Genomic DNA, 23254 nt, shown 5'->3' on the forward strand with positions numbered 1-23254 from the left:
CGGGGGGGGGGGGCGGCGGGGCCCGCCCCGCCCCCCCCCCGGGGGGGGGGGGGGGGGGGGGGTGGGGGGGGGGCGCGGGGGGGGCCCCCCCCCCCCCCCCCCCCCCCCCCCACGGTGCGGGCGTGCCTTGTGAGCCCGCGGGCCGGTCCGGTTCCGAGCGGTCCGGCCCGCGGGCAGCCTGGGGTGGGGTTACTCGCCCAGCGCGGCGCGCGCGTCCACGAAGGCCGCGACGGCGCGCTCGACGTCCTCGGTGGAGTGCGCCGCGGACAGCTGCACCCGGATCCGGGCCTGGCCGTGCGGCACCACCGGGTAGGAGAAGCCGATCACGTACACGCCGCGCTCCAGCAGCAGCTCGGCGAGCCGGCCGGCCTTGGCCGCGTCGCCGATCATCACCGGGGCGATCGGGTGGTCGCCGGGCAGGATCTCGAACCCGGCCTCGGTCATCTTCGTCCGGAACAGCGCGGTGTTGGCCGCCAGCCGCTCGCGCAGCTCGTTGGACTTCTCGACCAGGTCGAGCACCTTGAGCGAGGCGGCCGCGATCACCGGGGCCAGCGAGTTGGAGAACAGGTACGGGCGGGAGCGCTGGCGCAGCAGGGCGACGATCTCCCGCCGGGCGGCGACGTAGCCGCCGGAGGCACCGCCGAGCGCCTTGCCGAGGGTACCGGTGATGATGTCCACGCGGTCCATCACGCCGTGCAGTTCGGGGGTGCCGCGGCCGCCCGCGCCGACGAAGCCGACGGCGTGCGAGTCGTCCACCATGACCATGGCGTCGTAGCGGTCGGCCAGGTCGCAGATCTCGCGCAGCGGGGCGACGTAGCCGTCCATCGAGAACACGCCGTCGGTGACGATCAGGCGGCGGCGGGCGTCCTGGGTGTCCTGGAGCTGCTTCTCCAGGTCGGCGAGGTCGCGGTTGGCGTAGCGGTGGCGGCGGGCCTTGCTGAGCCGGATGCCGTCGATGATGCTGGCGTGGTTCAGCGCGTCGGAGATGACGGCGTCACGGTCGTCCAGCAGGGTCTCGAAGACACCGCCGTTGGCGTCGAAGCAGGAGGAGTAGAGGATCGTGTCCTCCTGGCCGAGGAAGGCCGAGAGGCGGTCCTCCAGCTCCTTGTGGACGTCCTGGGTGCCGCAGATGAAGCGGACCGAGGCCATCCCGTAGCCCCAGCGGTCCAGGGCGTCCTTGGCGGCGGCGAGCACCTCGGGGTGGTCGGCGAGGCCCAGGTAGTTGTTGGCGCAGAAGTTCAGCACCTCTCCCGGGCGGCCGCCGGCGGTCACGGTGACCGCGGCGCTCTGCGGGGAGCCGATCACCCGCTCGGGCTTGAACAGGCCGGCCTCGCGGATCTCGTCGAGGGTCGTGGCGATGTCGGCGCGCACGTTGTCGAACACAGCAGGCTCCTTTTGCGTCGGCGGGGTGGCTCAGGCGGTCCAGTCGAGGATGATCTTGCCGCAGTTGCCGCTCGCGGCGTCGTCGAAGGCGGCCTCGAAGTCGGTGGCGGCGTAGCGGCCGGTGATCACCGGGCTGAGGTCCAGGCCACCCTCCAGCAGCACGGACATCGCGTACCAGGTCTCGAACATCTCGCGGCCGTAGATGCCCTTGATGGTGATCATCGAGGTGACGATCGAGGCCCAGTCCACCGGGAACTGCTCGGCGGGCAGGCCGAGCATGGCGATCTTCCCGCCGTGGGTCATGTTGGCGATCATCGACTGCATCGCCTCGGGGCGGCCGGACATCTCCAGGCCGACGTCGAAGCCCTCGCGCAGGCCGAGCTTCTGCTGGCCCTCCTCGATGGTGTGCTGGGAGACGTCCAGCGCCAGCGTCACGCCGACCTCGCGGGCCAGGTCGAGGCGGTACGAGGAGACGTCGGTGATCATCACGTTGCGGGCGCCGGCGTGCTTGGCGACGGCGGCGGCCATGATGCCGATCGGGCCGGCGCCGGTGACCAGCACGTCCTCACCGACCAGCGGGAAGGACAGCGCGGTGTGCACGGCGTTGCCGAACGGGTCGAAGATCGCGGCCACGTCCAGGTCGACCGGCACCCGGTGCACCCAGACGTTGGAGGCGGGCAGGGCCACGTACTCGGCGAAGGCGCCGTCGCGGTTGACGCCCAGGCCGACGGTGTTGCGGCACAGGTGGCGGCGGCCGGCAAGGCAGTTGCGGCACTTGCCGCAGACCAGGTGGCCCTCGCCGCTGACCAGGTCGCCGATCGCGATGTCCGCGACGCCGGCACCGATCTCGGCGACCTCGCCGACGAACTCGTGGCCCAGCACCAGCGGGGTCCTGATGGTCTGCTGGGCCCAGCCGTCCCACTTGCGGATGTGCAGGTCGGTGCCGCAGATACCGGTCCGCAGCACCTTGATCAGCACCTCGCCGGGGCCGATCTCGGGCATGGGGACGTCCATCAGCCAGAGCCCGGGCTCGGCCTGCTGCTTGACGAGTGCCTTCACGGCGGCTCCTGACGTGCGGGTGGAACGGCCTGCGGGTGCGGGGGCAGGCCGAGGGGGCCCGGTTCGGCCGCTCCTGACGGGGCGCGCTCCGGGCAGGCAGCAATCTGCCTGGTCGGAGGGGGCGCGGTCCATCGAGGAATTCTTAAGGGCGGCCACAGCTGGGCTGAACGATCGTGCCCGAGCCGCGCCCGCAGGCCGCTGCGGCGTGCCGGTGCTCACCCGTCCGGCCGAGCGCGGAGGCGGCGGGCATGACTCCGACGGGGGCGAGCGCGGAGACGGGGCCGAGCGCAGAGACGGGGCCGAGCGCAGAGACGGGGCCGAGCGCAGAGACGGCGGGCGCGACTCCGACGGGGGCCGACCACGGCCCCGGGGTGGCTGACGGTGGGCCGCCAGCCGGGCGGGGCACTCGGCTGACGGTGCTCCCGTTCGGTCCAGCCGGGCACGGACCCGCGCGCGGCCGGACGGCGGCGGTGCTTACGGTGGCGACGCTCCCCCGCGGCCCCGTGGAGCAGCGCTCCGACCCGGCCGAGCCGCGCTCCGGGGCCCTTCGTCGCCAAGGGGCCGCCCGCCCCAGAGAGGCGCCTGCGCCGATGACCGACACCCGACGGCCCCGACCGGCCGTTCCCCGCTCCGTACGGGTACCCCGCTCTCCGCGTCCGGCCGTGCCCAGGTCCGTACGGGCGGCCTCCGCCGCCCTCGCGCTGAGCGGCCTGCTCGCCGTCTCCGCCTGCTCCGGGGACTCGTCGCCCGCGCAGGCCGGTCCGGCGGTCACCGCCGAACCGGCCGCGCTCAGCCCGACCGCCACGCCGACCGGCAGCCCCACCGGCGGAGTGACGGCGCTCACCCCGGACGTCATGAGCCGGCTGGACACCGCGATCAAGCAGGCGATGAGCGAGGCCGCCATCCCCGGGGTGATCGTCGGCTACACCACCCCCGACGGCAGCTACCAGCGCACCTTCGGCGTCGCCGACAAGGACGCCGGGACGCCGATGTCGCCCGACCTGTACATGCGGGTCGGCAGCGTGACCAAGACCTTCACGGCCACCGGCATCCTGCGGCTCGTCGACCAGGGCAAGCTCGGCCTGGACGACTCGATCTCCAAGTACGTCCCGAACGTGCCCGGCGGCGACGGCATCACCCTGCGTCAGCTCGGCGAGATGCGCAGCGGCCTGTTCAACTACACCCTGGACTCCGACTTCCAGAATGCGGTCTTCAACGACCCGAACCGGCCCTTCAGCCCGGACCAGTTGCTCGGGTTCGCGTTCAAGCACCCGGCGAACTTCGCGCCGGACGCCAAGTTCGAGTACTCCAACACCAACCTGATCCTGCTCGGCCTGGTGGTCGAGAAGGTCGGCGGGCAGCCGCTCCAGGACTTCCTGGACCAGCAGGTGTTCGCCCCGGCCGGGCTCACCAAGACCAGCCTGCCGACCGACGCGACCTTCCCCGACCCGCACGCCCACGGATACACCAACCAGACGGCCAGCGGCACCGTCGAGGACGCCACCACCTGGAACCCGTCCTGGGGTTGGGCGGCCGGCGCCGCCATCTCCGACCTCGCGGACCTGCAGACCTGGTCGAAGGTGCTGGCCACCGGCGAGCCGCTGCTCAAACCCGCCACCCAGGCGGAGCGGCTGAAGTTCAAGTCCACCGGAGACACCCCCGACCTGGGCTACGGCTTCGGGGTGTTCACCACCCACGGCTGGATCGGCCACAACGGCTCGCTGCCCGGGTACGAGGCCGTGGTGCTCTACCTGCCGGAGGCGAAGGCCAGCCTGGTCATCCTGCTCAACACCGACATCACCCACGACGGTTCGGAACCCTCGACGTTCGTGGCCCGGGCGATCACCCAGATCGTCTCGCCGAACAACGTCTACGCGCTGCCCACCGCGCCCGCCACGGGCTCGCCGACGGGCTCCCCCTCGCCGACGGGCTCACCGACGGCCTCCCCCTCGCCGACGACCTCGCCGACCACGTCACCGACGATCTCGCCGCCGGCGTCGCCCACCGCCTCGCCGTCGCCGAATCCGATGGTCACGCAGACCCCGTCCCCCACGGCCTCACCCACCGGCGCCGCCACGCTGCACCTCTCCTGAAGCACGTTCCAAGCGCTTCGCCGACGTTCCGCCGACAGTGCGTCGGCGGAACGTCGGCGTCGCGTCAGATCCCCAGCACCCTGCCGAGGTCGTACGAGACCGGCTCCTCCAACTGCGCGTAGGTGCAGCTCTCCGGCGTGCGGTCCGGCCGCCAGCGGCGGAACTGCGCGGTGTGCCGGAACCGGGTGCCCTCCATGTGGTCGTACGCGACCTCGACCACCCGCTCGGGGCGCAGCGCGATCCAGGAGAGGTCCTTGCCGCCGGTCCAGCGGCTGACGGCGCCCGGCAGCCGGCCCTCGGCGTGCGCGGCCTCGTCCGCCCAGGCGCCCCAGGGGTGCCCGGAGACGTCCGCCATCCGCAACGGGGCCAGCTCCTCGGCGAGTTCGCGGCGGCGGGCCATCGAGAAGGCGGCGCAGACGCCGACGTGCTGGAGCCTGCCGTCGTCGTCGAAGATGCCGAGCAGCAGCGAGCCGACCACCGGGCCGCTCTTGTGCTCCCGGTAGCCGGCCACCACGCAGTCGGCGGTGCGCTCGTGCTTGATCTTGTACATGGTCCGCTCCCCCGGCCGGTACGGCTGGTCCAGCGGCTTGGCGACCACCCCGTCCAGCCCGGCGCCCTCGAACTCGGCGAACCAGGTCCGGGCGAGGTCGAGGTCGGTGGCGGCGGGGGCGGTGAACACCGGGTCGGCGGCGCCGGCGAGCGCGGCCTCCAGGGCCGGGCGGCGGACCGACAGCGGCTCGTCCAGCAGGCTCTCGTCGCCGAGGGCGAGCAGGTCGAAGGCGACGAAGGAGGCCGGGGTCCGCTCGGCGAGCAGCTTCACCCGGCTCGCGGCGGGGTGGATGCGCTCCAGCAGTTCCTCGAAGCGCAGCCGCCCGTCCCGGGCGATCACCACCTCGCCGTCCAGCACGCAGCGCGGCGGCAGCTCCCGCCTCAACGCCTCGACCAGCTCGGGGAAGTACCTGGTCAGCGGCTTGCCGGTGCGGCTGCCGAGCTCCACCTCGTCGCCGTCACGGAACACGATCGAACGGAAGCCGTCCCACTTGGCCTCGTACTGCATCCCGGGCGGGATCTCGGCGACGGATTTGGCGAGCATCGGCGCCACCGGTGGCATCACGGGCAGGTCCATGCGACCGATCCTCACCCGGTTCGCCTCGGGGCGCGCGCCGGGCGTACCGCGCTTAGCGTGAGGGGCATGGGCTCAGCCGTGGAACTGGAAGTCGCCGGGCGCACCGTCCGGCTGTCGAACCCGGACAAGGTGTACTACCCCGAGCGCGGCTTCACCAAGCTGGACGTCGCGCAGTACTACCTGTCCGTCGCCGACGGGGTGCTGCGCGGGCTGCGCGACCGGCCGACCACCCTGCAGCGCTTCCCGGACGGGGTGGACGGCGAGTTCTTCTACCAGAAGCGAGCACCCAAGGGCCTGCCGGAGTGGCTGCCCACCGCCCGGATCGAGTTCCCCAGCGGCCGCTCCGCCGACGAGATCTGCCCCACCGAGCCGGCCGCCGTGCTGTGGGCGGCCAACTTGGGCTGCCTCACCTTCCACCCCTGGCCGGTCCGCCGCTCCGACACCGGCCACGTGGACGAACTGCGGATCGACCTCGACCCGCAGCCCGGCACCGACTTCCACGACGCCGTCCGCGCCGCCCACGAACTGCGCGCCCTGCTGGAGGAGTACGGGCTGCGCGGCTGGCCCAAGTCCTCCGGCGGGCGCGGACTGCACGTCTACGTGCCGCTCGCGCCCGAGTGGACCTTCACCGACGGACGGCACGCCGTGATCGCGCTCGGCCGGGTGCTGGAGCAGCGGATGCCCGGGAAGGTCACCACCGCCTGGTGGAAGGAGGAACGCGGCGAGCGGATCTTCGTCGACTACAACCAGATGGCCCGCGACCGCACCATCGCCTCCGCCTACTCGCTGCGCGCCCGCCCCCGCGCCACCGCCTCCGCCCCGCTGCGCTGGGAGGAACTCGACGACGCCGCCCCCGAGGACTTCGACCTGCGCACCGTCCCGGCCCGCTTCGCCGAACTCGGCGACCTGAACGCCGAGATGGAGCAGCACGCGTTCCGCCTGGAGGCCCTGCTGGAGCTCTACGAGAAGCAGCTCCACGACGAGGGCATCGGCGAACTCCCCTACCCGCCCGACCACCCCAAGGCGAAGGGCGAGCCGCCCCGGGTCCAGCCGAGCCGGGCGAAGAAGAAGTAGTCAGCCGTCCCCTTCACTGCGGAGCCTCAGGCCCGCGCGCCGGGCGGGGCCAGCTCGGCGACGATGCGGACGGCCTCGGCGATCTGGCCGTCCGTCAGGTCTCCCCGGGCGGTGAGCCGCAGCCGGGAGATTCCGTCCGGGACGGACGGCGGGCGGAAGCAGCCGACGGCGAGGCCCGCGCGCCGGCAGTCGGCGGCCCAGGCGACGGCGGCCTCCGGGCCCGGGGCGCGGACGGAGACGACCGCGGCCTCGGGCTCGCAGCTGTGCAGGCCGGCGGCGGTGAGCTGCCGGGCCAGGGTGCGGGCGACCTCGCGGGCGCGCTCGGCGCGGGCCGGCTCGGCGCGCAGCAGCCGCAGGGCGGCGAGGGCGGCGCCGGCGGCGGCCGGGGCGAGGCCGGTGTCGAAGATGAAGGTGCGGGCGGTCTCGGTGAGGTGCCGGATCACCCGGCGCGGGCCGAGGACGACGCCGCCCTGCGAGCCGAGCGACTTGGAGAGGGTGGCGGTGGCCACGACGTCCGGCTGCCCGGCGAGGCCGGCCGCGGCGAGCGCCCCGGTGCCGCCGGGGCCGAGCACGCCCAGCCCGTGCGCGTCGTCCACCAGCAGCGCGGCACCGTGCGCGCGGACGGCCTCGGACAGCCCGGGCAGCGGGGCCGCGTCGCCGTCCACCGAGAACACCGAGTCGGTGACCACCAGCGCCCGCGGCTGCGTCCGCCCGGCGAGCACCTCGGCGACGGCCGCCGGGGCGCTGTGCGGGGCCCGGTGGACGTCGGCGCGGGAGAGCCGGCAGCCGTCGATCAGCGAGGCGTGGTTGTAGGCGTCGGAGACGATCAGGGTGTCCGGGTCGGTGAGGGCCGTCAGCGCCGCGAGGTTGGCCGTGTATCCGGAGGAGAACACCAGCGCGGCCTCCGCCCCGCAGAACTCGGCCAGCTCCTCCTCGAGTTCGGTGTGCAGGGCCGTCGTCCCCGTCACCAGCCGCGAGCCCGTCGAACCTCCGCCCCAGCGCAGCGCCGCGTCCGCGGCGGCCCGGGTGACCACCGGGTGCCTGGTCAGCCCCAGGTAGTCGTTGCCGGCGAGGTCCAGCACCGCGTCGTCCGCCGCCCGGCTGCGCAGCGTCCGCGTCAGCCCGGCCTCCGCGCGCATCGCGGCGGTCTCGTCGAGCCAGTCGAAGACGCGCGCGGGGGCGAGGTCGGTGGCGGCGGGGCGCGGCTCGGCCGCGAGCGGATGGTTCATGCTCGGCACTCTGGCATGCCGTCGTGTGCGGGGCAATGTGCGGATCGGCACATTGCGGACGGGCCACTCTTGTGGTGATTCACCAGGTGTTAACGGAGTATCAATATTCAATTCACCGAAATCCGCGCCGCAAAAATAGTACGATCCATGCCGATCTTTATCCGGGGGGCAAACAATGACCGACCTCGAATTCGAGCGTCGCATGAATCCGTGGCTCTTTGACGACAAGGGCAATCTGACCGAAGAGGCGAAGAAGCAGTTCCCGGACCTCGCCGGGGCCAACTCCGCGCCGGTCTCGTTGAACCCGGCGGGCGGCGGCAAGACCGTCGCCGTGAACGCCGGCGTGCTCCAGCAGGCCGCGCAGAACGCCCTCGCCCTGCGGGACGCCGTCAAGACCGAGTGCGACCAGCCCGGCGAGCACGTCAACGCCGCGGCCGGCTCCCTCAAGGGCTGGAACCTCGGCGGCGCGCTCACCGCCGCCTGGGGCACCTGGACCAGCCAGTCCGGCGGACTGCAGACCACCGTCGGCGACATCGGCACCAACCTGCAGACCACGGCCCAGAGTTACAGCAAGACCGACTCGGACATCCAGGCCAACTTCAACAAGCCGCAGGGCGCCGGCAGCTAACGCCGGCGCAAACGGGGGGACACCGCACCACCATGGTCACATTCAGTCAGCTCCAGCAGGTCGACCTCGGCGGCCTCGCCTCCGCGGCGGGCGACTTCGAGACCCTCGTCCGCAAGTGGGACCTCACCCAGCGGATGCAGAACGAGGTCATCGGCACCATCCAGCAGTCCGGCTGGCACGGCGACGCCGCCGGCCTCGCCGACGCCAAGCTCACCTGGGCCCGCGACCAGATCCACGCGGCCTTCGAGGAGGCCTCGGCCCTGGCCAAGACGCTCCGCGACGCCCACACCGAGATCACGGCGGCGAAGAAGGACCTCACCACCGCCGTCCAGAACGCCACCCACGAGGGCCTCACCGTCGACGACCAGGGCGCCGTGCACTGGCCGCCGGCCACCAACCCGGCCGACAAGAAGGACCCCGAGTACGCCAACAGCTGGAAGGCCAAGGCCGAGACCGCCGCCAAGGCGATAGGCGACGCGATCGACCGCGCCACCGAGGCCGACCAGGACGCCTCCAGGGCCCTGGGCGACGACACCGGCAGCGACGGCACCGCGTTCAACGCCAACCCCGTCGGCGGCATCGCGGAGGAGGAGGCCAAGGCCGCCACCTACATCCTGGGCCTCGGCGCCCAGGCCTCCGACGCCCAGCTCAAGCACCTCCAGGACATCCTGGACCACCACAAGAACGACCCGCGGTTCGCCACCTCCTTCTACGGCAACCAGGACCCGGCGACGTTCATGGCCAAGTACGGCGCGATGGCGCAGAGCGGCGACTTCGCCAACAGCCCGGCCCGCAGCTCGGCCATCAAGGGCATCCAGCAGGGCCTGGGCCTGACCCTGGCCACCGCGACCGACACCAAGCAGTCGGTGCACGTCTCGGACGAGTGGGAGAAGCGGTTCCGCGCGGCCGGCGCCACGCAGATCCCCGTCCCGGCGGGTGGCAACCCCGCGCACAGCCCGTACGGCTACCAGATCATGGCCAACCTGCTGCGGAACGGGAAGTACGACGACCACTTCCTCGTCCCGGTCGCCCAGCACATCACCCAGCTCACCCAGGAGAACCCGATGCGCTGGGACGCGGCCGCCAAGGCCACGTACCCGTTCACCGAGCTCAAGTTCATCGGCGTGCCCGACAAGGACGGGAACATCAGGGGCATCAACCCGATGTCCGCGATCCTGGAAGGTCTCGGCCACAGCCCCGAGGCCGCCACCAAGTTCTTCCACGACGCGCCGGCCGCCTTCAACCCGGACGGCACCGTCAAGAGCACCGGTGGCGAGAACACCTACCTCAAGATGCTCACCGACACCGGCCCGCGGTCGATCCTGATCGACCAGCAGTACCCGCCCCGGCCCAACCCGGGCACCGCCGACCCGTTCGACGTCAGCGCGCTGGGCCACGCCCTGGAGGCGGCCACGACGGGCAGGGCGTACGACGACATCGACGGCAAGTTCCCCCAGCACACCGCCGCGATGAACGACATCATGTCCCACGTGGTGGAGAGGTTCGGCACCAAGGACGGCCCGGACCTGCTCAAGGGCGGCCTGTTCGCGAACCTCAACGGCAGCCTCGGGAACATGACCGCCAACTACATCGGCGACGTCCAGGGCGCCCTGGAAGGGGCGGGAGCCGACTCCCACCTCTTCAAGCAGAGCCAGGTCGAGCGCCTGCTCGGCACACTCGGCCAGGACCCGGACGCCTACGCCACGATCGCGGCCGGGCAGCAGGCCTACACCACGGCCCAGATCCAGGACGTGCTGGCCCACCCCGAGTTGCACAAGGACCTGGCGGTGGCGGTCGAGAACATCGCCAAGCCGGCCGGGCAGGTCAACGGCCTGATCACCAGCGCGATGGTCGACGCGGTCTACCAGAAGCACTCCGCCAGCGACGCCGAGTTCAACGCCGCCATCGACACCAAGAGGGAGATCGCCGGCCAGATCTGGTCGTTCGCCGGCGACGCGCTCAAGGAGCGCGCGCCCCTGATCGGTGAGGGCGTCGACAGCGTGGTCAACCAGATCATGGACGACGTCGCCAACGGCTACAAGGTGGACACCCACAACGACGCCAGCGACGAGGCCGGGTCCGCGAAGGAGTCGGCCGAGCTCAAGTCCCAGCAGGCGATCATCGACGCCGTCCGCGAGGCCGGCCGCAACGCGGGCGCCGACCCGAACTACATCAACGACGTGGCCCGCCGAGCCGCCCAGGAGGAGAACACCGGCTACAGCAGCGGCAAGACCTCGTACGACACGGTCTACCCCAAGAGCTGACCGCCCGAGCCCACCACCTGCCACGACCGAGAGCGCTGAGGAATGGCCGACGTCGCCCACATCATCCCGCCGTCCCCGGACGACCCGCCCCCGCGCCGGTCCCGGGTCCGCCCCTGGCACGCAGTCGTCGCCCTCGCCGTGGTCGCGGCGGTGGGCGGCGGGCTGTGGGCCTGGAAACCCTGGCAGTCGGTGGAGCTGCCACAGAGCGCGTGCTGGGGGGTGCTCAGCGCGAACGACCTGAAGCCGCTCGCGGGCCCGGACGGGGAGGCCACCGAGCCCACGCCGTCCCGCGAGATCGCCACCCCCGCGAAGCCCGCCTCGGGGAGCCGCGACTCCCGGTGCCTCGTCTCCTGGCCCGGCGGGACCATCCTGCTCGACGCGGACGTCCGACCGGCGCGCGACCGGATCGACGCCGACCGGAAGAGCGATGCCGGCAGCGGATCGGTCACCCCGCTCGACTTCGGCGCCGACACGACCGGGTGGATCACGGCCAGCACGATCGTCCCCGGGAACGCGGCGGTCCGGCTCTACGTTCCGTGCGACTACGACGCCCCGAGCGACGGCAGCGACCAGCCCCCGCCGAAGTTCATCGGCGTCCTGGTCTCCGGGGACGTCGTCCACGGCGCCTCGCTCGGCAAGGCACATCAGGCCTACGCGGACATCGCCCTCAAGATCGGCCGGGCCGCCGCGACCGCGTACGAGTGCCGGAACCCCGTGACGCTGGCCGGTACCGCCCCCCGCGTCGGTTCCTGACACCCCGAGACGGACGCCCGGCCGTGTTGCCGTTCCGCATGATCGGCCTCAGCGGGGACTGGGCGTCCGTGGACACCCCCGCCGTCAGGGTCCACCAGATCCGGGTCGATGCCGCTCTGCGCACCGCGAGGGAGTTCGTCCGCGCCCAGGGCTGTACGAACGCCCCGCAGCTGGTCGCGCAGGCGCCCGCCGCGCCCTTCTGACCGCCCCCGCGCCGGTTCCTGACGTCCGGGGTGGCGTCCGGACGGGCCCGTCCCGGTGCCGCGGGACGCCCGCGGCCGGGCGGACGGGTGCCCGTCACACTCCCGCGACCTGCTCCCCTCGGCTCCGGGCTTTGCCCGGGGTGGCGGCGAGCAGGCAAGATAGCCGGGTGACCCTCCTTGATCTGATGCCGAAGCCCGCCACCCCCGACGCGCTGTACGAGACGTTCGCAGCCTGGGCGGAGGAGCGGGGGATCACGCTGTACCCGGCGCAGGAGGAGGCGCTGATCGAGCTGGTGTCGGGGAACAACGTGATCCTCGCGACGCCGACCGGGTCGGGCAAGAGCCTGGTGGCGGCGGGGGCGCACTTCGCCGCGCTGGCGGAGGGGCAGCGGACCTTCTACACCGCCCCGATCAAGGCGCTGGTCTCGGAGAAGTTCTTCGACCTGGTGAAGATGTTCGGCACCGAGCAGGTCGGCATGATGACCGGCGACGCGAGCGTGAACCCGACCGCGCCGATCATCTGCTGCACCGCCGAGGTGCTCGCCCAGATCGCGCTGCGCGACGGCACCCGGGCCGACATCGGCCAGGTGGTCATGGACGAGTTCCACTTCTACGCCGAGCCGGACCGCGGCTGGGCCTGGCAGATCCCGCTGCTGGAGCTCCCGCAGGCGCAGTTCCTGCTGATGTCCGCGACGCTCGGCGACGTCCGCCGCTTCGAGGAGGACCTGACCCGCCGCACCGGCCGGCCGACCACGGTGGTGCGCAACGCGACCCGCCCGGTGCCGCTGTTCTACGAGTACCGCCGCACCTCGATGCACGACACCCTGGAGGAGCTGCTGCAGACCGGCCAGGCGCCGGTCTACGTCGTGCACTTCACCCAGAAGGAGGCGGTGGAGCGGGCCCAGTCGCTGATGAGCATCAACATGTGCTCGAAGGCGGAGAAGGAGGCCATCGCCGAGCTGATCGGCAACTTCCGCTTCACCACCAAGTTCGGCCGCAACCTGTCCCGTTTCGTGCGCCACGGCATCGGCGTGCACCACGCGGGCATGCTGCCGAAGTACCGCCGGCTGGTCGAACGCCTCGCCCAGGCGGGCCTGTTGAAGGTCATCTGCGGCACCGACACCCTCGGCGTCGGCGTCAATGTGCCGATCCGCACGGTGCTGTTCACGGCGCTGTCGAAGTACGACGGGCAGCGGGTGCGCATCCTGCGCGCCCGCGAGTTCCACCAGATCGCCGGCCGGGCCGGCCGGGCCGGCTTCGACACCGTCGGCCAGGTCGTCGCCCAGGCGCCGGAGCACGTGATCGAGAACGACAAGGCGATCGCCAAGGCCGGGGACGACCCGAAGAAGAAGCGCAAGGTGGTGCGGAAGAAGGCGCCGGAGGGCTTCGTCGGCTGGACCGAGGAGACCTTCGACAAGCTGATCGCCGCCGACCCGGAGCCGCTGGTCTCCCGGTTCAAGGTGAGCCACGCGATGCTGCTGTCGGTGATCGGCCGCCCGGGCAACGCCTTCGAGGCGATGCGCAAGCTGCTGACCGACAACCACGAGGACAAGGCCGCGCAGCGCCGGCACATCCGCACCGCGATCGCCATCTACCGCTCGCTGCTGGAGGGCGGCGTGGTGGAGCGGCTGCCGGAGCCGGACGCCGAGGGCCGGATCGTCCGGCTCACCCTGGACCTCCAGGAGAACTTCGCGCTCAACCAGCCGCTGTCCACCTTCGCGCTGGCCGCCTTCGAGCTGCTCGACCCGACCTCCCCCTCGTACGCGATGGACGTCGTCTCGGTCGTCGAGGCGACCCTCGACGACCCGCGCCAGATCCTCGCCTCACAGCAGAACAAGGCGCGCGGCGAGGCCGTCGGCGAGATGAAGCGGGACGGCATCGAGTACGAGGAGCGGATGGAGCGGCTCCAGGAGATCACCTACCCGAAGCCGCTGGAGGAGCTGCTCACCCACGCCTACGAGGTGTACCGCCGGGCGCACCCGTGGATCGGCGACCACCAGCTGCAGCCGAAGTCGGTGGTCCGCGACCTGTTCGAGCGGGCGATGACCTTCACGGACTACGTCGGCTTCTACGAGCTGGCCCGCACCGAGGGCATCGTGCTGCGCTACCTGGCCGGCGCGTTCAAGGCGCTGGAGCAGACCGTCCCCGAGGACGTGAAGACCGACGACCTCAAGGACGTCATCGCCTGGCTCGGCGAGCTGGTCCGCCAGGTCGACTCCAGCCTGCTGGACGAGTGGGAGCAGCTGGCCAACCCGAGCGAGCCGCAGGCCGCCGAGGTGCGGCTGGACGACAAGCCGGCGCCGGTCACCGCCAACGCCCGCGCCTTCCGCGTCCTGGTGCGCAACGAGATGTTCCGCCGGGTCGAGCTGTGCGCGCTGGAGCACTACGAGGAGCTCGCCGAGCTGGACGGCGAGTACGGCTGGGACGCGGACCGCTGGGCGGACGCCATGGACGGGTACTGGGAGGAGTACGACGACCTGGGCACCGGCCCGAACGCGCGCGGCCCGAAGATGCTGATCATCGAGGAGGAGGACTCCGCCTGGCGGGTCCGGCAGATCTTCGACGACCCGGAGGGCGACCACGACTGGGGCATCAGCGCCGAGGTCGACCTGTACGGCTCGGACGAGGAGGGCCGGGCGGTGGTCCGGGTGACCTCGGTGGACCGGCTCGGCGGCTGAGCCCGGGCTGGCCCGGATGCCTGTCCGCCCGGCCTTGCCACGGCCCTCGACGACCTGTCCGTCCGGTGGTCGGCGGGGCCCTGTGCCGCCGCCGTCGACCGCCGTCCCGACACGACGAAGGCGAGCGCTCGGCCGGGAGGACCGGCCGAGCGCTCGCCGAGGTGGCGGGACGGCGGTCAGAACTGGGTGCTGACCGTGACGCCGCTGAAGTCGGTGACGGCGTACAGGCTGAGGTAGCGGTAGCCGGCGGTGGGGTTGGTGACGGTGAGGGACTGGGTGGTGCCGGTGGCAGTGGAGGAGGCGGTGAAGGCCTTCGGCGACGCCCAGGTGTCCGCGTTGTAGTAGAGGTGCGCGGTGCCGGTGCCGCCGGAGGTGGTGACCTTCAGCGTGGTGGTCCCGGCGGGCAGGTAGACGTACAGGTAGTCGAGGTTGCCGGCGGTGGCGGTGCGGCCGGTGCGCGAGCAGTTGCGGCCCATCGCGTCGGCACGCTGCTCGGTGCAGGCGGGCAGGGTCACGGGGTCGGCGGTGACGGTGACGGTGGTCGGGGTGGTGGAGATCCGGCCGGTGTCGTCGGTGGCGGTGAGGGCGACGGTGTAGCTGCCGGAGGCCGCGTAGGTGTGGCTCGGGTTGCGCTCCTCGGAGGAGGTGCCGTCGCCGAAGGTCCAGTGCCAGGCGGTGATGCGGCCGGAACCGGTCTGCACGGAGCGGTCGTTCGCGGTGACGGTCGCGCCGTTCACCGAGGTGTCGAACAGGGCGGTCGGGCCGGGGTTGTAGCAGGCGCCGGCGGCACAGGCGTCGAGCCAGGCGTCGAAGTCGGCGTCGTAGGAGGTGCCGAGGCCGTTGTAGACCGCGTAGCCGCCCTGGTAGTCACCGGCGCGGAAGCGGGTCAGCATGGCCTGGACATCGGCCGGGTGCTTCTCCAGCATGTACCGGGTGGCCAGGTAGCCCCACGGGTAGACGCGGGTGGAGTCCGAGTTGCGGGGGGTGCTCTGGAAGAGGTCGCTGAGCTTGTAGGTGTGCTTGGCGGCCTGGGTCATCGCGTCGGTGTCGGTGGCGCCGCGGTAGCGGTGCGAGACGTACTCGGCGAGGCCCTCGACCCACCAGATGTCCGGGACGGACATCTGGGTGGGGTAGTTGCCCTTGAGGTCGTAGATGCTGTCCAGGTAGTGGGTGTACTCGTGGTTCAGGTTCCACACCCGGGCGGGGTCGTTGACGTTCCAGGACTTCTGGTACATCACCGTCACGGCCGGCACGTTCGGGTCAGTGGCGTCCATGACGGTCTCGCCGCCGTTGTCGGTGTCGTTGCCGAAGATCGCCCACGAGTAGGTGGTGTAGTCGGTCTTGTTGGCGAAGATCCCGAAGGTGACGTTCTGGGCGTACTGGTTGGGGATCGGCCCGTTGTCCTTGACCACGTCGTGGAACAGCGCGTCCTGGTTGCGCAGGCTGGCGCAGACGGTGGCCAGTTCCTCGGCGGACAGCGCCTGGGACTTGATGGTGCGGTTGTCGCAGACCAGTTGCTTCGGCAGGACCACCGAGGTGAGCTTGGCGGGCAGGTTACAGGTGCCGTAGTACGAGCACTGGCCGCCGTTGTACCAGTTGGCCTGGACGGCCGTGTGCACGTACAGCGGCGCGGCGGGCGTCAGCAGCGGCGCGGCGTCCAGCACCTTCTTGACCAGCGGCTTGACCAGGGGCTCGACGGCGGCGCCGCTCCCGGCCAGCCGGGCAAGATCGTTGCCGGCGTTGGTGGACAGGACCTCGTTGGACCCGCCGATCAGGTCCTTGTGGTTGATCGCGAAGTCGGCGAGCGAGCGGGCGACGCTCGGGTCGGCGGCGACGGCCTTGACGAAGTCCGGGTTCGAGTTGCCGCGCCAAAGCGGGTACTGCAGCACGGAGTTGACCGCGCCGACCATCTTCGGGATCGCGTTGTAGGAATTGTCGTAGTCGTCGAGTATCCGCTTGTAGGCGTTCAGGTAGCCGGCCTGGACGTTGGCGCTGTCGGTGAGCCACACGACGTCCTTGAGCACGATGCCGTTGCTCTCGCTGACGTCGTGCCAGCGGGAGCCGGCGAAGAAGGCGTCCAGGGCGGCCCGGACGGCGGTGGTGAGCTCGCCGGCGTACGGGCCGGTGGCGTCGGGGTGGTTGAACTGGATGTAGTAGCCGACCTGGAGGTAGAGCGCCAGCTGCTGGATGCCGGTCGAGTTGTCGCCCGTGTAGCCGGCGGCCAGTTCCTTGAAGGCGGCGGCGACGGACAACATCCGGGACTGCTTGAAGATGCCCGGGTCGGTGCCGCCGCTGCTGTACAGGCCCCGGACGCAGTCCGGGGTCGAGCTCCTGATGAACGCGACCAGGTCGGCCCCGCTGCGCGCGGCGAAGTCTGCCGGGGTGCAGGGCTGCGCGGCCAGGGACTTGGCCGCGACGGGGGCGTCTGCCGCGGCCGTGTCGGCGGTGTCGGCCGACGCGGTCATCAGGCGCTCGCCGATCAGCGCGGCGGGCAGCGGTGCCGCGGGCGCGGCGGGCTCCTCGGACCCCGTCCGCGCGCCGGTGGCGGGAGCGGAGGGCGCGTTGGGGTCGGTCGCGGCCTTGGCGGGGGCGGCGGCGGGGGCCGCGGTGAGGGCACCGGGTGCCGCGAGGGCCTGGGCCGGCAGCACGACGGTGGCGGTGGCGCAACAGGCGACGACGCCGGCTGCGAGCGTGGAGAGTCTAGTGCGCAGGAGCACGCCGAATCCTTCTTCGAGTGGGGGCAGTCCGACGGGGAGTCGGGCTGAGTGAAGGAGATTTGGCGTGGATCCTGTCACTGACTGAAGGTCAGAACAATGTCACAGGTCATATGATACGAACGTTTCGGCCACCTCCCCGCCTCCGTCCCCGCCACCCGGCTGACCTGCGGCACTTGCCGTCGACAGTGACGCGACCCACGCCCACCAGAGGCCCATCACGTCACGAACCGGGAGATTCGGCAGGGCGGCCCGGCCCGCCGGCCCGCCCGTAGTGGCCGACCCGCACCCTCGGTGGCAGGTCACCATGACGTCAGGCCATCCGGTCGGATCATCTTCCTCAACGGTCCGTCCAGCTCCGGGACATCGAGCATTGCCCGCGAGCTGTCGGACATCCCGGACGACGGCGTCTTCTCCCACCTGGCGGTCGACGACTTCAACGCGATGCGCACCGGGCGGCCGCTCGGGGCCGAGGAGTCGGACGCGGCGCCGCGCCGGACCAGGAGGGGCTTCCACCGTTCGATCGCGGCCACGGCCAGGGCCGGCCAACGGGCCCGCGACGACCGGCCGTCAGGCCTCGCGGTGCACCGGTACGCGCTGGCGCACCGCCACGGCGACTACGACCTGGAGTGCGACACAGGCGCCGCGAGCCCGCGCGCATGCGCACGGCAGATCAGGGATTTCCTCCCGCACCGCCCCGTACCCACCACCTTCACCCGCCTCCGCCGACGGCTCCTGCCGGACGCTCAGGAGCCGAGCCGGCGATGCCCCGGACTCCCCCGTCGGCCCGCGTCCTCGAGGGGGAGTCCGTCGTCTCCGGCGGTTTGTCAGATCCAGACGAACGGCGAGCCCGCCGCGTAGGAGAGCGCGCGGGTGGCCTCGTCCAGGTTCTGTTCGGTGCTCGGCGCCGTGCCGGTGGTCGTCGGGAGCGGCGCGGTCGGCGCCCCGGTGCCGCTCGGGGCGGCGCTCGCCGGGCGGCCGTCGCCGGACCGCGAGCTGGTGACCGTCACGTAGTGCCCGACCGCCTCGATCCGCGGCTCGCCGCCCGGCTTGGCGCCGGGGGGCAGGGTGGGGGCGGTGGAGGCGTCGGCGAGGGTGAAGGCGACCGCGCCGGGCTTGGCCCGCAGGGCTTCGGCGGCCCGGGCGGCGGAGGGCTGGTCGGGGAAGCGCAGCAGGGTGACGCTGCTGAGCACGGGGTGGTCCTGGCCGGTGAAGCTGACGGCCAGGTAGCTCTGGCAGCCGGTGTCCTTCAGCGGGTCCTGGGTGCGGTCCTGGAGCACCTCGACGCAGTTCTCGCCCTGCCGGACGCCGTTGCGCCGCGCCTTGAAGGCGCCGACCTCGACGGGCCGCTGGGCGGGGAAGAGGGTGTCGACGTTGAGGGCCTCGGAGTCGGTGCGCGGCGGCGGGGCGCCCACCACCCGCGGCGTCGCGGCCGCGTCCTTGGTGGACGGGCCGAGCCCGGGTATGTAGTCACCGGGCATCGGGCGGGTGATGATCCATCCCCCGCCCGCGACCACCCCGACCACGACGATCCAGCCGGCCGCCCGACGGGCCGTCATCCGACGGCCCCGCCCGCGGTCCGTTCCCCCCTCGGCGTCGGCGGCCTCGGCGGCCCCGCCGACCCGCTGCTCTGCCCGGCCGTCCCGGCCCTCTCCCGGAGTCGGGGTGCGCTCCCCCTGCGTGGTCATGGCGCAGATTCTAAGCACCCCCGGGGTGGCGTGGATCACGGGGGCGGGGGTTGTGGATCATCGTCCACCGGAGCCGTCCGCGGCCCGGCCGCCAGCCCGGTCACCCTCCGTCCGCCACCCCGGTCACCGTCCGCCCGCCACCCCGGTCACCGTCCGCCCGCCACCCGCTGACTACTCGCCGGTAACCTCTGGCCCGGCACCTCGTCAAGCCCATGACCAGCAACGGAGCCCGTGACCTTCGACACTGTGGCAATCGGCACATCCTCACGCCGATCTTCTGGCGGGTTTGCTCTGGCGCCGCTCGATCGCCACCAGGCAGGATCGGCCCCATGGATCTTCTCGATAACCTCACCGCCAAGGGCCTGCGCGGCGAAGTCCCGACCCGCGAGGAGGCCCTGGCCGTCCTCGCCACCACCGACGACGAGCTGCTCGACGTCGTCGCCGCGGCCGGCAAGGTACGCCGCCGCTGGTTCGGCCGCCGGGTCAAGCTCAACTACCTGGTGAACCTGAAGAGCGGGCTCTGCCCCGAGGACTGCTCTTACTGCTCGCAGCGGCTCGGGTCCAAGGCCGAGATCCTCAAGTACACCTGGCTCAAGCCGGACCAGGCCGCCGAGGCCGCCCGCGCCGGGGTGGCCGGCGGCGCCAAGCGGGTCTGCCTGGTCGCCAGCGGCCGCGGCCCGACGGACCGCGACATCGACCGGGTCACCGACACCATGGCCGCCATCAAGGACGCCGACCCCGCGGTCGAGATCTGCGTCTGCCTCGGCCTGCTCTCCGACAACCAGGCGGAGCGGCTCAAGGCGGCCGGCGCCGACGCCTACAACCACAACCTCAACACCTCCGAGGGCACCTACGGCGACATCGCCACCACCCACACCTACGCGGACCGGGTGGACACCGTGCAGAAGGCGCACGGCGCGGGCCTGTCCGCCTGCTCCGGTCTGATCGCCGGCATGGGCGAGAGCGACGAGGACCTGGTCGACGTGGTGTTCGCACTGCGCGAGCTCGGCTCGGACTCCGTCCCGGTCAACTTCCTGATCCCCTTCGAGGGCACCCCGCTGGCCAAGGAGTGGAACCTCACCCCGCAGCGCTGCCTGCGCATCCTGGCGATGGTCCGCTTCGTCAACCCGGACACCGAGGTGCGGATCGCGGGCGGGCGCGAGGTGCACCTGCGCTCGATGCAGCCGCTCGGCCTGCACATCGCCAACTCCATCTTCCTCGGCGACTACCTGACCAGCGAGGGCCAGGCCGGGCAGGCCGACCTCGACATGATCAGGGACGCCGGCTTCGAGGTCGAGGGCGCCGGCGAGGCCACCCTGCCGCGCCACCGCGCGGACGTCGCCGAGGCCGCCCAGGCCGCCGGCGGCTGCGGCACCGCGGCCTCGGCCTGCGGCAGCGGCGGTGGCGGCTGCGGGCCGTGCGGCGGGCACGCCCACGGCGCGGACGCCCCCGCCCCGGAGGCCGTCACCGTACCCGACAGCGGGAACGGCACCGAGGACGGCACCGAGGACGGGCTCCGCAGCGACCTCGTGAAGGTCCGCCGCCGCGGCGCCGGCACCGAACTCGCGCCCAACGCCTGACAGTTCCGACCCTCCGGAGAACGCACCATGCTCCAGCCGTCCGCGTCCGCGTCCGACCTGCTCGCCCTCGACCGCGCCCACGTGTGGCACCCGTACGGGCCGATGCCCGGCACCGTCACCCCGTACGTGGTCGAGTCCGCCTCGGGGGTGCGGCTGCGCCTGGCCGAGCCGGTCGCGGGCGGGCGGCGCGAGCTGGTCGACGGGATGTCGTCCTGGTGGGCGGCGATCCACGGCTACCGGCACCCGGTGCTGGACGAGGCGGTGCGCGAACAGCTGGGGCGGATGAGCCATGTGATGTTCGGCGGGCTCACCCACGAGCCCGCCGTCCGGCTGGCCGCCCGGCTGGTGGAGATCACCCCGGAGCCGCTGCGGCACGTCTTCCTCGCCGACTCGGGCTCGGTGGCCGTCGAGGTCGCGATGAAGATGTGCCTCCAGTACTGGCAGTCCACCGGGCGGCCGGCCAAGCGCCGGCTGCTCACCTGGCGCGGCGGCTACCACGGGGACACCTTCCACCCGATGTCGGTGTGCGACCCGGACGGCGGGATGCACCACCTGTGGGGCGGGGTGCTGCCCGGCCAGCTGTTCGCCCCGGAGCCGCCGGCCGGGTTCGACGCCCCGCTCGACCCGGAGTACGCGCAGCACTTCGAGGAGCTGATGGCCCGGCACGCCGACGAGCTGGCCGCCGTCATCGTCGAGCCGGTGGTCCAGGGCGCGGGCGGGATGCGCTTCCACTCGCCGGCCTACCTGCGGATGCTGCGCGAACTGTGCGACCGCTACGGGGTGCTGCTGGTCTTCGACGAGATCGCCACCGGCTTCGGGCGCAGCGGCGCGCTGTTCGCGGCCGACCACGCGGGTGTCTCGCCGGACGTGATGTGCCTGGGCAAGGCGCTGACCGGCGGCTACCTGACGCTGGCCGCGGCGCTGTGCACCGCCGAGGTCGCGGACGGGATCAGCCGCGGCGAGGTGCCGGTGCTCGCGCACGGGCCGACGTTCATGGGCAACCCGCTGGCCTGCGCGGTCGCCAACGCCTCGCTGGACCTGCTGCTCGGGCAGGACTGGTCGGTGGAGGTGAAGCGGATCGGCACCGGGCTGGCCGAGGGCCTCGCGGCGGCCGCGGACGTCCCCGGCGTGCGTGACGTACGGGTCCAGGGGGCCATCGGCGTCGTGCAGTTGGACCACCCGGTGGACGTTCCGGCGGCGACCGAGGCGGCGGCGCGGGAGGGCGTGTGGCTGCGGCCGTTCCGGGACCTGATCTACACCATGCCCCCCTATGTGACGCAGGACGAGGACGTGGCGCGGATCGCCGCCGCCGTGACCGCCGCGGCGGTGGCCGGATGAGCGCGCGCATCCTGTTCGTGACGGGGACGAACACCGACGTCGGCAAGACCGTCGCGACCGCGGCCGTCGCCTCGGCGGCACTGCGGGCGGGCCTGAGGGTCGCGGTACTGAAGCCCGGGCAGACCGGCGTCTCGCCGGACGAACCGGGCGACGCCGTCGAAGTGCGGCGCCTGGCAGGCGATCTGACGATCCGTGAGCTGGTGCGCTACCCCGAGCCGCTGGCGCCCGACACCGCCGCCCGGCGGGCCGGGATGGCGTACCTCTCCCCCGCCGAGGTGGTGTCCGAGGTCGCCGAACTGGCCCGCGCGCACGACCTGGTCCTGGTGGAGGGCGCGGGCGGCCTGCTGGTCCGCTACGACGACGAGGGCCGCACGCTCGCCGACCAGGCCCGGGCCGTGCTCGACGCCGGGCTTCCGGCCGAGATCCTGCTGATCGCCTCGGCCGGGCTCGGCACGCTCAACATCGTCTCCCTCACCGCGGAGGCGCTGGCGGCCCGCCGCCTGCCGCTCGCGGGTGTGCTCGTCGGCTCCTGGCCGGCCGAGCCGGGCCTCGCCGAGCGCTGCAACCTGGCCGACCTGCCCCGCTGCGCCGGCGCCCCGCTGCTCGGCGCACTGCCGGAACGGGCGGGCGGCGCGGCGGACTTCGCCGCCCTCGCCCACGCCTCGCTGGCCCCTGAGCTGGGCGGCAGCTGGGACGCGGAGCACTTCGCCCACGTCCACCGGCCCGAATCGGCCCCGCTTCGCTCGAAGGGGTGATCCCGGCTTCCGCACCTGTCGGAAGCCGGGACGGCTCAATACCGTTCCTTCCATGACAGACGGGCTCACCGCAGACGAGGCCCTGCGGGCCTTGGCCGCCCTCGAGGCGGCGTGGAAGGACGACGACGAGGCACTGTTCGCCCTGGCGGCGGGCGGCACCGGTGAACGGCCGCTGCCGGCGCTGGTCGCCGCGTACGGCGAGCACGCGATGGACACCCTGATGGCGCTCGCCTTCGGGTTGCGCGCCACCATGAGCGACGAGGAGATCGCCGAGATCTCCGATGCCGTCAGCTCCAACATCGGCGCCAGGATGAGCGCCCTGCTGACCCAGACGCTGAAGGCCTGGGGCACCCTGGCGCCCGCGGACGACCTCTCGGTGACGAAGATCATCGCCCACACGGTGATCGACGCGATGCGGGCCGTCACCGAGGACCCCAGCAAGACCGAGGTGCTGCCGCTGCTGGCCACCTTCCGCAGCTACGCCCTCAACGGCACCTGAGGGACGAGGGACCGACGATTCGGTGCGGGCTTCGAGACGAATCGAAGCCCGCACCGCCATGTCCGTACCCTCAGCCATCCGGCAACGGGCATGTATCCCCCTGTCGAGAAGGCGAGGACGGCGAGGACGAACACCAGGCGCTCACCGCGGTGGTGACGCGCTCGGAAAGCATCACGGCCTGGCGGTCCTC

The 23254-nt window shown here is 72.4% G+C and carries 17 protein-coding genes and 1 pseudogene; 12 read left to right on the forward strand and 6 right to left on the reverse strand.

What is annotated here, in order from left to right; translation table 11 throughout:
* Positions 1-189 precede the first annotated feature (189 nt).
* Both ACGF0D_RS00550 and tdh read right to left on the reverse strand, forming a co-directional pair.
* Positions 190-1383 carry a glycine C-acetyltransferase gene (locus tag ACGF0D_RS00550; protein WP_380704996.1) on the reverse strand — a complete coding sequence of 398 codons (1194 nt, stop codon included), beginning with the start codon at positions 1381-1383 and terminating at the stop codon, positions 190-192.
* A 30-nt stretch (positions 1384-1413) separates the two neighbouring features.
* Entirely contained in the window at positions 1414-2442 is a 1029-nt protein-coding gene (gene tdh, locus ACGF0D_RS00555) for an L-threonine 3-dehydrogenase (RefSeq protein ID WP_392913298.1), read from the reverse strand.
* Positions 2443-3104: 662 nt separating this feature from the next.
* Here tdh and ACGF0D_RS00560 point away from each other — a divergent pair.
* Positions 3105-4535 carry a serine hydrolase domain-containing protein gene (locus tag ACGF0D_RS00560; RefSeq protein ID WP_392913300.1) on the forward strand — a complete coding sequence of 477 codons (1431 nt, stop codon included), beginning with the start codon at positions 3105-3107 and terminating at the stop codon, positions 4533-4535.
* 64 nt (positions 4536-4599) lie between these two features.
* On the opposite strand, the gene ACGF0D_RS00565 is transcribed toward ACGF0D_RS00560, so the two are convergent.
* The gene (locus ACGF0D_RS00565; protein WP_392913302.1) at positions 4600-5661 is read right to left on the reverse strand and encodes an ATP-dependent DNA ligase; all 1062 of its coding nucleotides are present in this window, start codon (positions 5659-5661) and stop codon (positions 4600-4602) included.
* A gap of 66 nt (positions 5662-5727) precedes the next feature.
* Between ACGF0D_RS00565 and ligD the strand changes: the two genes are divergently transcribed.
* Positions 5728-6735, forward strand: coding sequence for a non-homologous end-joining DNA ligase (gene ligD, locus ACGF0D_RS00570; RefSeq protein ID WP_392913304.1), 1008 nt, complete (start codon positions 5728-5730; stop codon positions 6733-6735).
* A 26-nt stretch (positions 6736-6761) separates the two neighbouring features.
* Here the strand turns inward: ligD and ACGF0D_RS00575 are convergent, their stop codons facing one another.
* A complete protein-coding gene (locus ACGF0D_RS00575; RefSeq protein ID WP_392913306.1) occupies positions 6762-7964 on the reverse strand; it encodes an 8-amino-7-oxononanoate synthase in 1203 nt (400 codons plus the stop codon).
* Positions 7965-8139: 175 nt separating this feature from the next.
* Here ACGF0D_RS00575 and ACGF0D_RS00580 point away from each other — a divergent pair, with 175 nt between their 5' ends.
* The 5 genes from ACGF0D_RS00580 to ACGF0D_RS00600 all read left to right on the forward strand — a co-directional run bounded on the left by ACGF0D_RS00580 (position 8140) and on the right by ACGF0D_RS00600 (position 14490).
* Entirely contained in the window at positions 8140-8592 is a 453-nt protein-coding gene (locus ACGF0D_RS00580) for a WXG100 family type VII secretion target (RefSeq protein WP_392913308.1), read from the forward strand.
* Positions 8593-8624: 32 nt separating this feature from the next.
* Positions 8625-10856, forward strand: coding sequence for a hypothetical protein (locus ACGF0D_RS00585; RefSeq protein WP_392913311.1), 2232 nt, complete (start codon positions 8625-8627; stop codon positions 10854-10856).
* A 42-nt stretch (positions 10857-10898) separates the two neighbouring features.
* Positions 10899-11609 (forward strand): hypothetical protein, encoded by a 711-nt coding sequence (locus ACGF0D_RS00590; protein ID WP_392913313.1) that lies wholly within the window; start codon positions 10899-10901, stop codon positions 11607-11609.
* Positions 11610-11632: 23 nt separating this feature from the next.
* Positions 11633-11812, forward strand: coding sequence for a hypothetical protein (locus ACGF0D_RS00595; protein ID WP_392913315.1), 180 nt, complete (start codon positions 11633-11635; stop codon positions 11810-11812).
* 185 nt (positions 11813-11997) lie between these two features.
* Complete coding sequence (locus ACGF0D_RS00600; RefSeq protein WP_392871666.1) at positions 11998-14490, forward strand: DEAD/DEAH box helicase; 2493 nt, start codon at positions 11998-12000, stop codon at positions 14488-14490.
* A 176-nt stretch (positions 14491-14666) separates the two neighbouring features.
* Here ACGF0D_RS00600 and ACGF0D_RS00605 read toward each other — a convergent pair whose 3' ends face one another.
* Positions 14667-17207, reverse strand: a complete 2541-nt coding sequence (locus tag ACGF0D_RS00605) for a collagenase (RefSeq protein WP_392913317.1) — start codon at positions 17205-17207, stop codon at positions 14667-14669.
* Positions 17208-17498: 291 nt separating this feature from the next.
* Between ACGF0D_RS00605 and ACGF0D_RS00610 the strand changes: the two are divergent.
* Positions 17499-17960 (forward strand): annotated as a pseudogene (locus ACGF0D_RS00610) (chloramphenicol phosphotransferase); the annotation flags it as partial.
* Between the two features lie 71 nt (positions 17961-18031).
* On the opposite strand, the gene ACGF0D_RS00615 reads toward ACGF0D_RS00610, so the two are convergent.
* Positions 18032-18892, reverse strand: a complete 861-nt coding sequence (locus ACGF0D_RS00615; RefSeq protein ID WP_392913319.1) for a hypothetical protein — start codon at positions 18890-18892, stop codon at positions 18032-18034.
* Positions 18893-19221: 329 nt separating this feature from the next.
* Here ACGF0D_RS00615 and bioB point away from each other — a divergent pair, with 329 nt between their 5' ends.
* From bioB to ACGF0D_RS00635, 4 genes are read left to right on the forward strand one after another with little or no spacing between them, the layout of a single operon-like run.
* Positions 19222-20472, forward strand: coding sequence for a biotin synthase BioB (bioB, locus tag ACGF0D_RS00620; RefSeq protein ID WP_392913321.1), 1251 nt, complete (start codon positions 19222-19224; stop codon positions 20470-20472).
* A gap of 27 nt (positions 20473-20499) precedes the next feature.
* Positions 20500-21810 (forward strand): adenosylmethionine--8-amino-7-oxononanoate transaminase, encoded by a 1311-nt coding sequence (locus tag ACGF0D_RS00625; RefSeq protein ID WP_392913323.1) that lies wholly within the window; start codon positions 20500-20502, stop codon positions 21808-21810.
* Positions 21807-22565 carry a dethiobiotin synthase gene (gene bioD / locus ACGF0D_RS00630; protein ID WP_392913326.1) on the forward strand — a complete coding sequence of 253 codons (759 nt, stop codon included), beginning with the start codon at positions 21807-21809 and terminating at the stop codon, positions 22563-22565. The genes ACGF0D_RS00625 and bioD overlap by 4 nt, the downstream gene beginning before the upstream one ends.
* Before the next feature lie 52 nt (positions 22566-22617).
* Positions 22618-23064, forward strand: coding sequence for a hypothetical protein (locus ACGF0D_RS00635; RefSeq protein ID WP_392871154.1), 447 nt, complete (start codon positions 22618-22620; stop codon positions 23062-23064).
* The last annotated feature ends 190 nt before the right edge of the window (positions 23065-23254 follow it).

The sequence above is a fragment of the Kitasatospora sp. NPDC048298 genome, from assembly GCF_043201465.1.
GTDB lineage: Bacteria > Actinomycetota > Actinomycetes > Streptomycetales > Streptomycetaceae > Kitasatospora.

Excerpts from the sequence above, each read along its gene's own strand:
- ACGF0D_RS00625 (WP_392913323.1), top strand. The coding sequence starts at position 20,500 with ATGCTCCAGCCGTCCGCGTCCGCGTCCGACCTGCTCGCCCTCGACCGC.
- ligD (WP_392913304.1), top strand. The coding sequence starts at position 5,728 with ATGGGCTCAGCCGTGGAACTGGAAGTCGCCGGGCGCACCGTCCGGCTG.
- bioB (WP_392913321.1), top strand. The coding sequence starts at position 19,222 with ATGGATCTTCTCGATAACCTCACCGCCAAGGGCCTGCGCGGCGAAGTC.
- ACGF0D_RS00575 (WP_392913306.1), bottom strand. The coding sequence starts at position 7,964 with ATGAACCATCCGCTCGCGGCCGAGCCGCGCCCCGCCGCCACCGACCTC.
- bioD (WP_392913326.1), top strand. The coding sequence starts at position 21,807 with ATGAGCGCGCGCATCCTGTTCGTGACGGGGACGAACACCGACGTCGGC.
- ACGF0D_RS00585 (WP_392913311.1), top strand. The coding sequence starts at position 8,625 with ATGGTCACATTCAGTCAGCTCCAGCAGGTCGACCTCGGCGGCCTCGCC.
- ACGF0D_RS00615 (WP_392913319.1), bottom strand. The coding sequence starts at position 18,892 with ATGACCACGCAGGGGGAGCGCACCCCGACTCCGGGAGAGGGCCGGGAC.
- ACGF0D_RS00565 (WP_392913302.1), bottom strand. The coding sequence starts at position 5,661 with ATGGACCTGCCCGTGATGCCACCGGTGGCGCCGATGCTCGCCAAATCC.
- ACGF0D_RS00600 (WP_392871666.1), top strand. The coding sequence starts at position 11,998 with ATGCCGAAGCCCGCCACCCCCGACGCGCTGTACGAGACGTTCGCAGCC.
- ACGF0D_RS00580 (WP_392913308.1), top strand. The coding sequence starts at position 8,140 with ATGACCGACCTCGAATTCGAGCGTCGCATGAATCCGTGGCTCTTTGAC.
- ACGF0D_RS00590 (WP_392913313.1), top strand. The coding sequence starts at position 10,899 with ATGGCCGACGTCGCCCACATCATCCCGCCGTCCCCGGACGACCCGCCC.
- ACGF0D_RS00635 (WP_392871154.1), top strand. The coding sequence starts at position 22,618 with ATGACAGACGGGCTCACCGCAGACGAGGCCCTGCGGGCCTTGGCCGCC.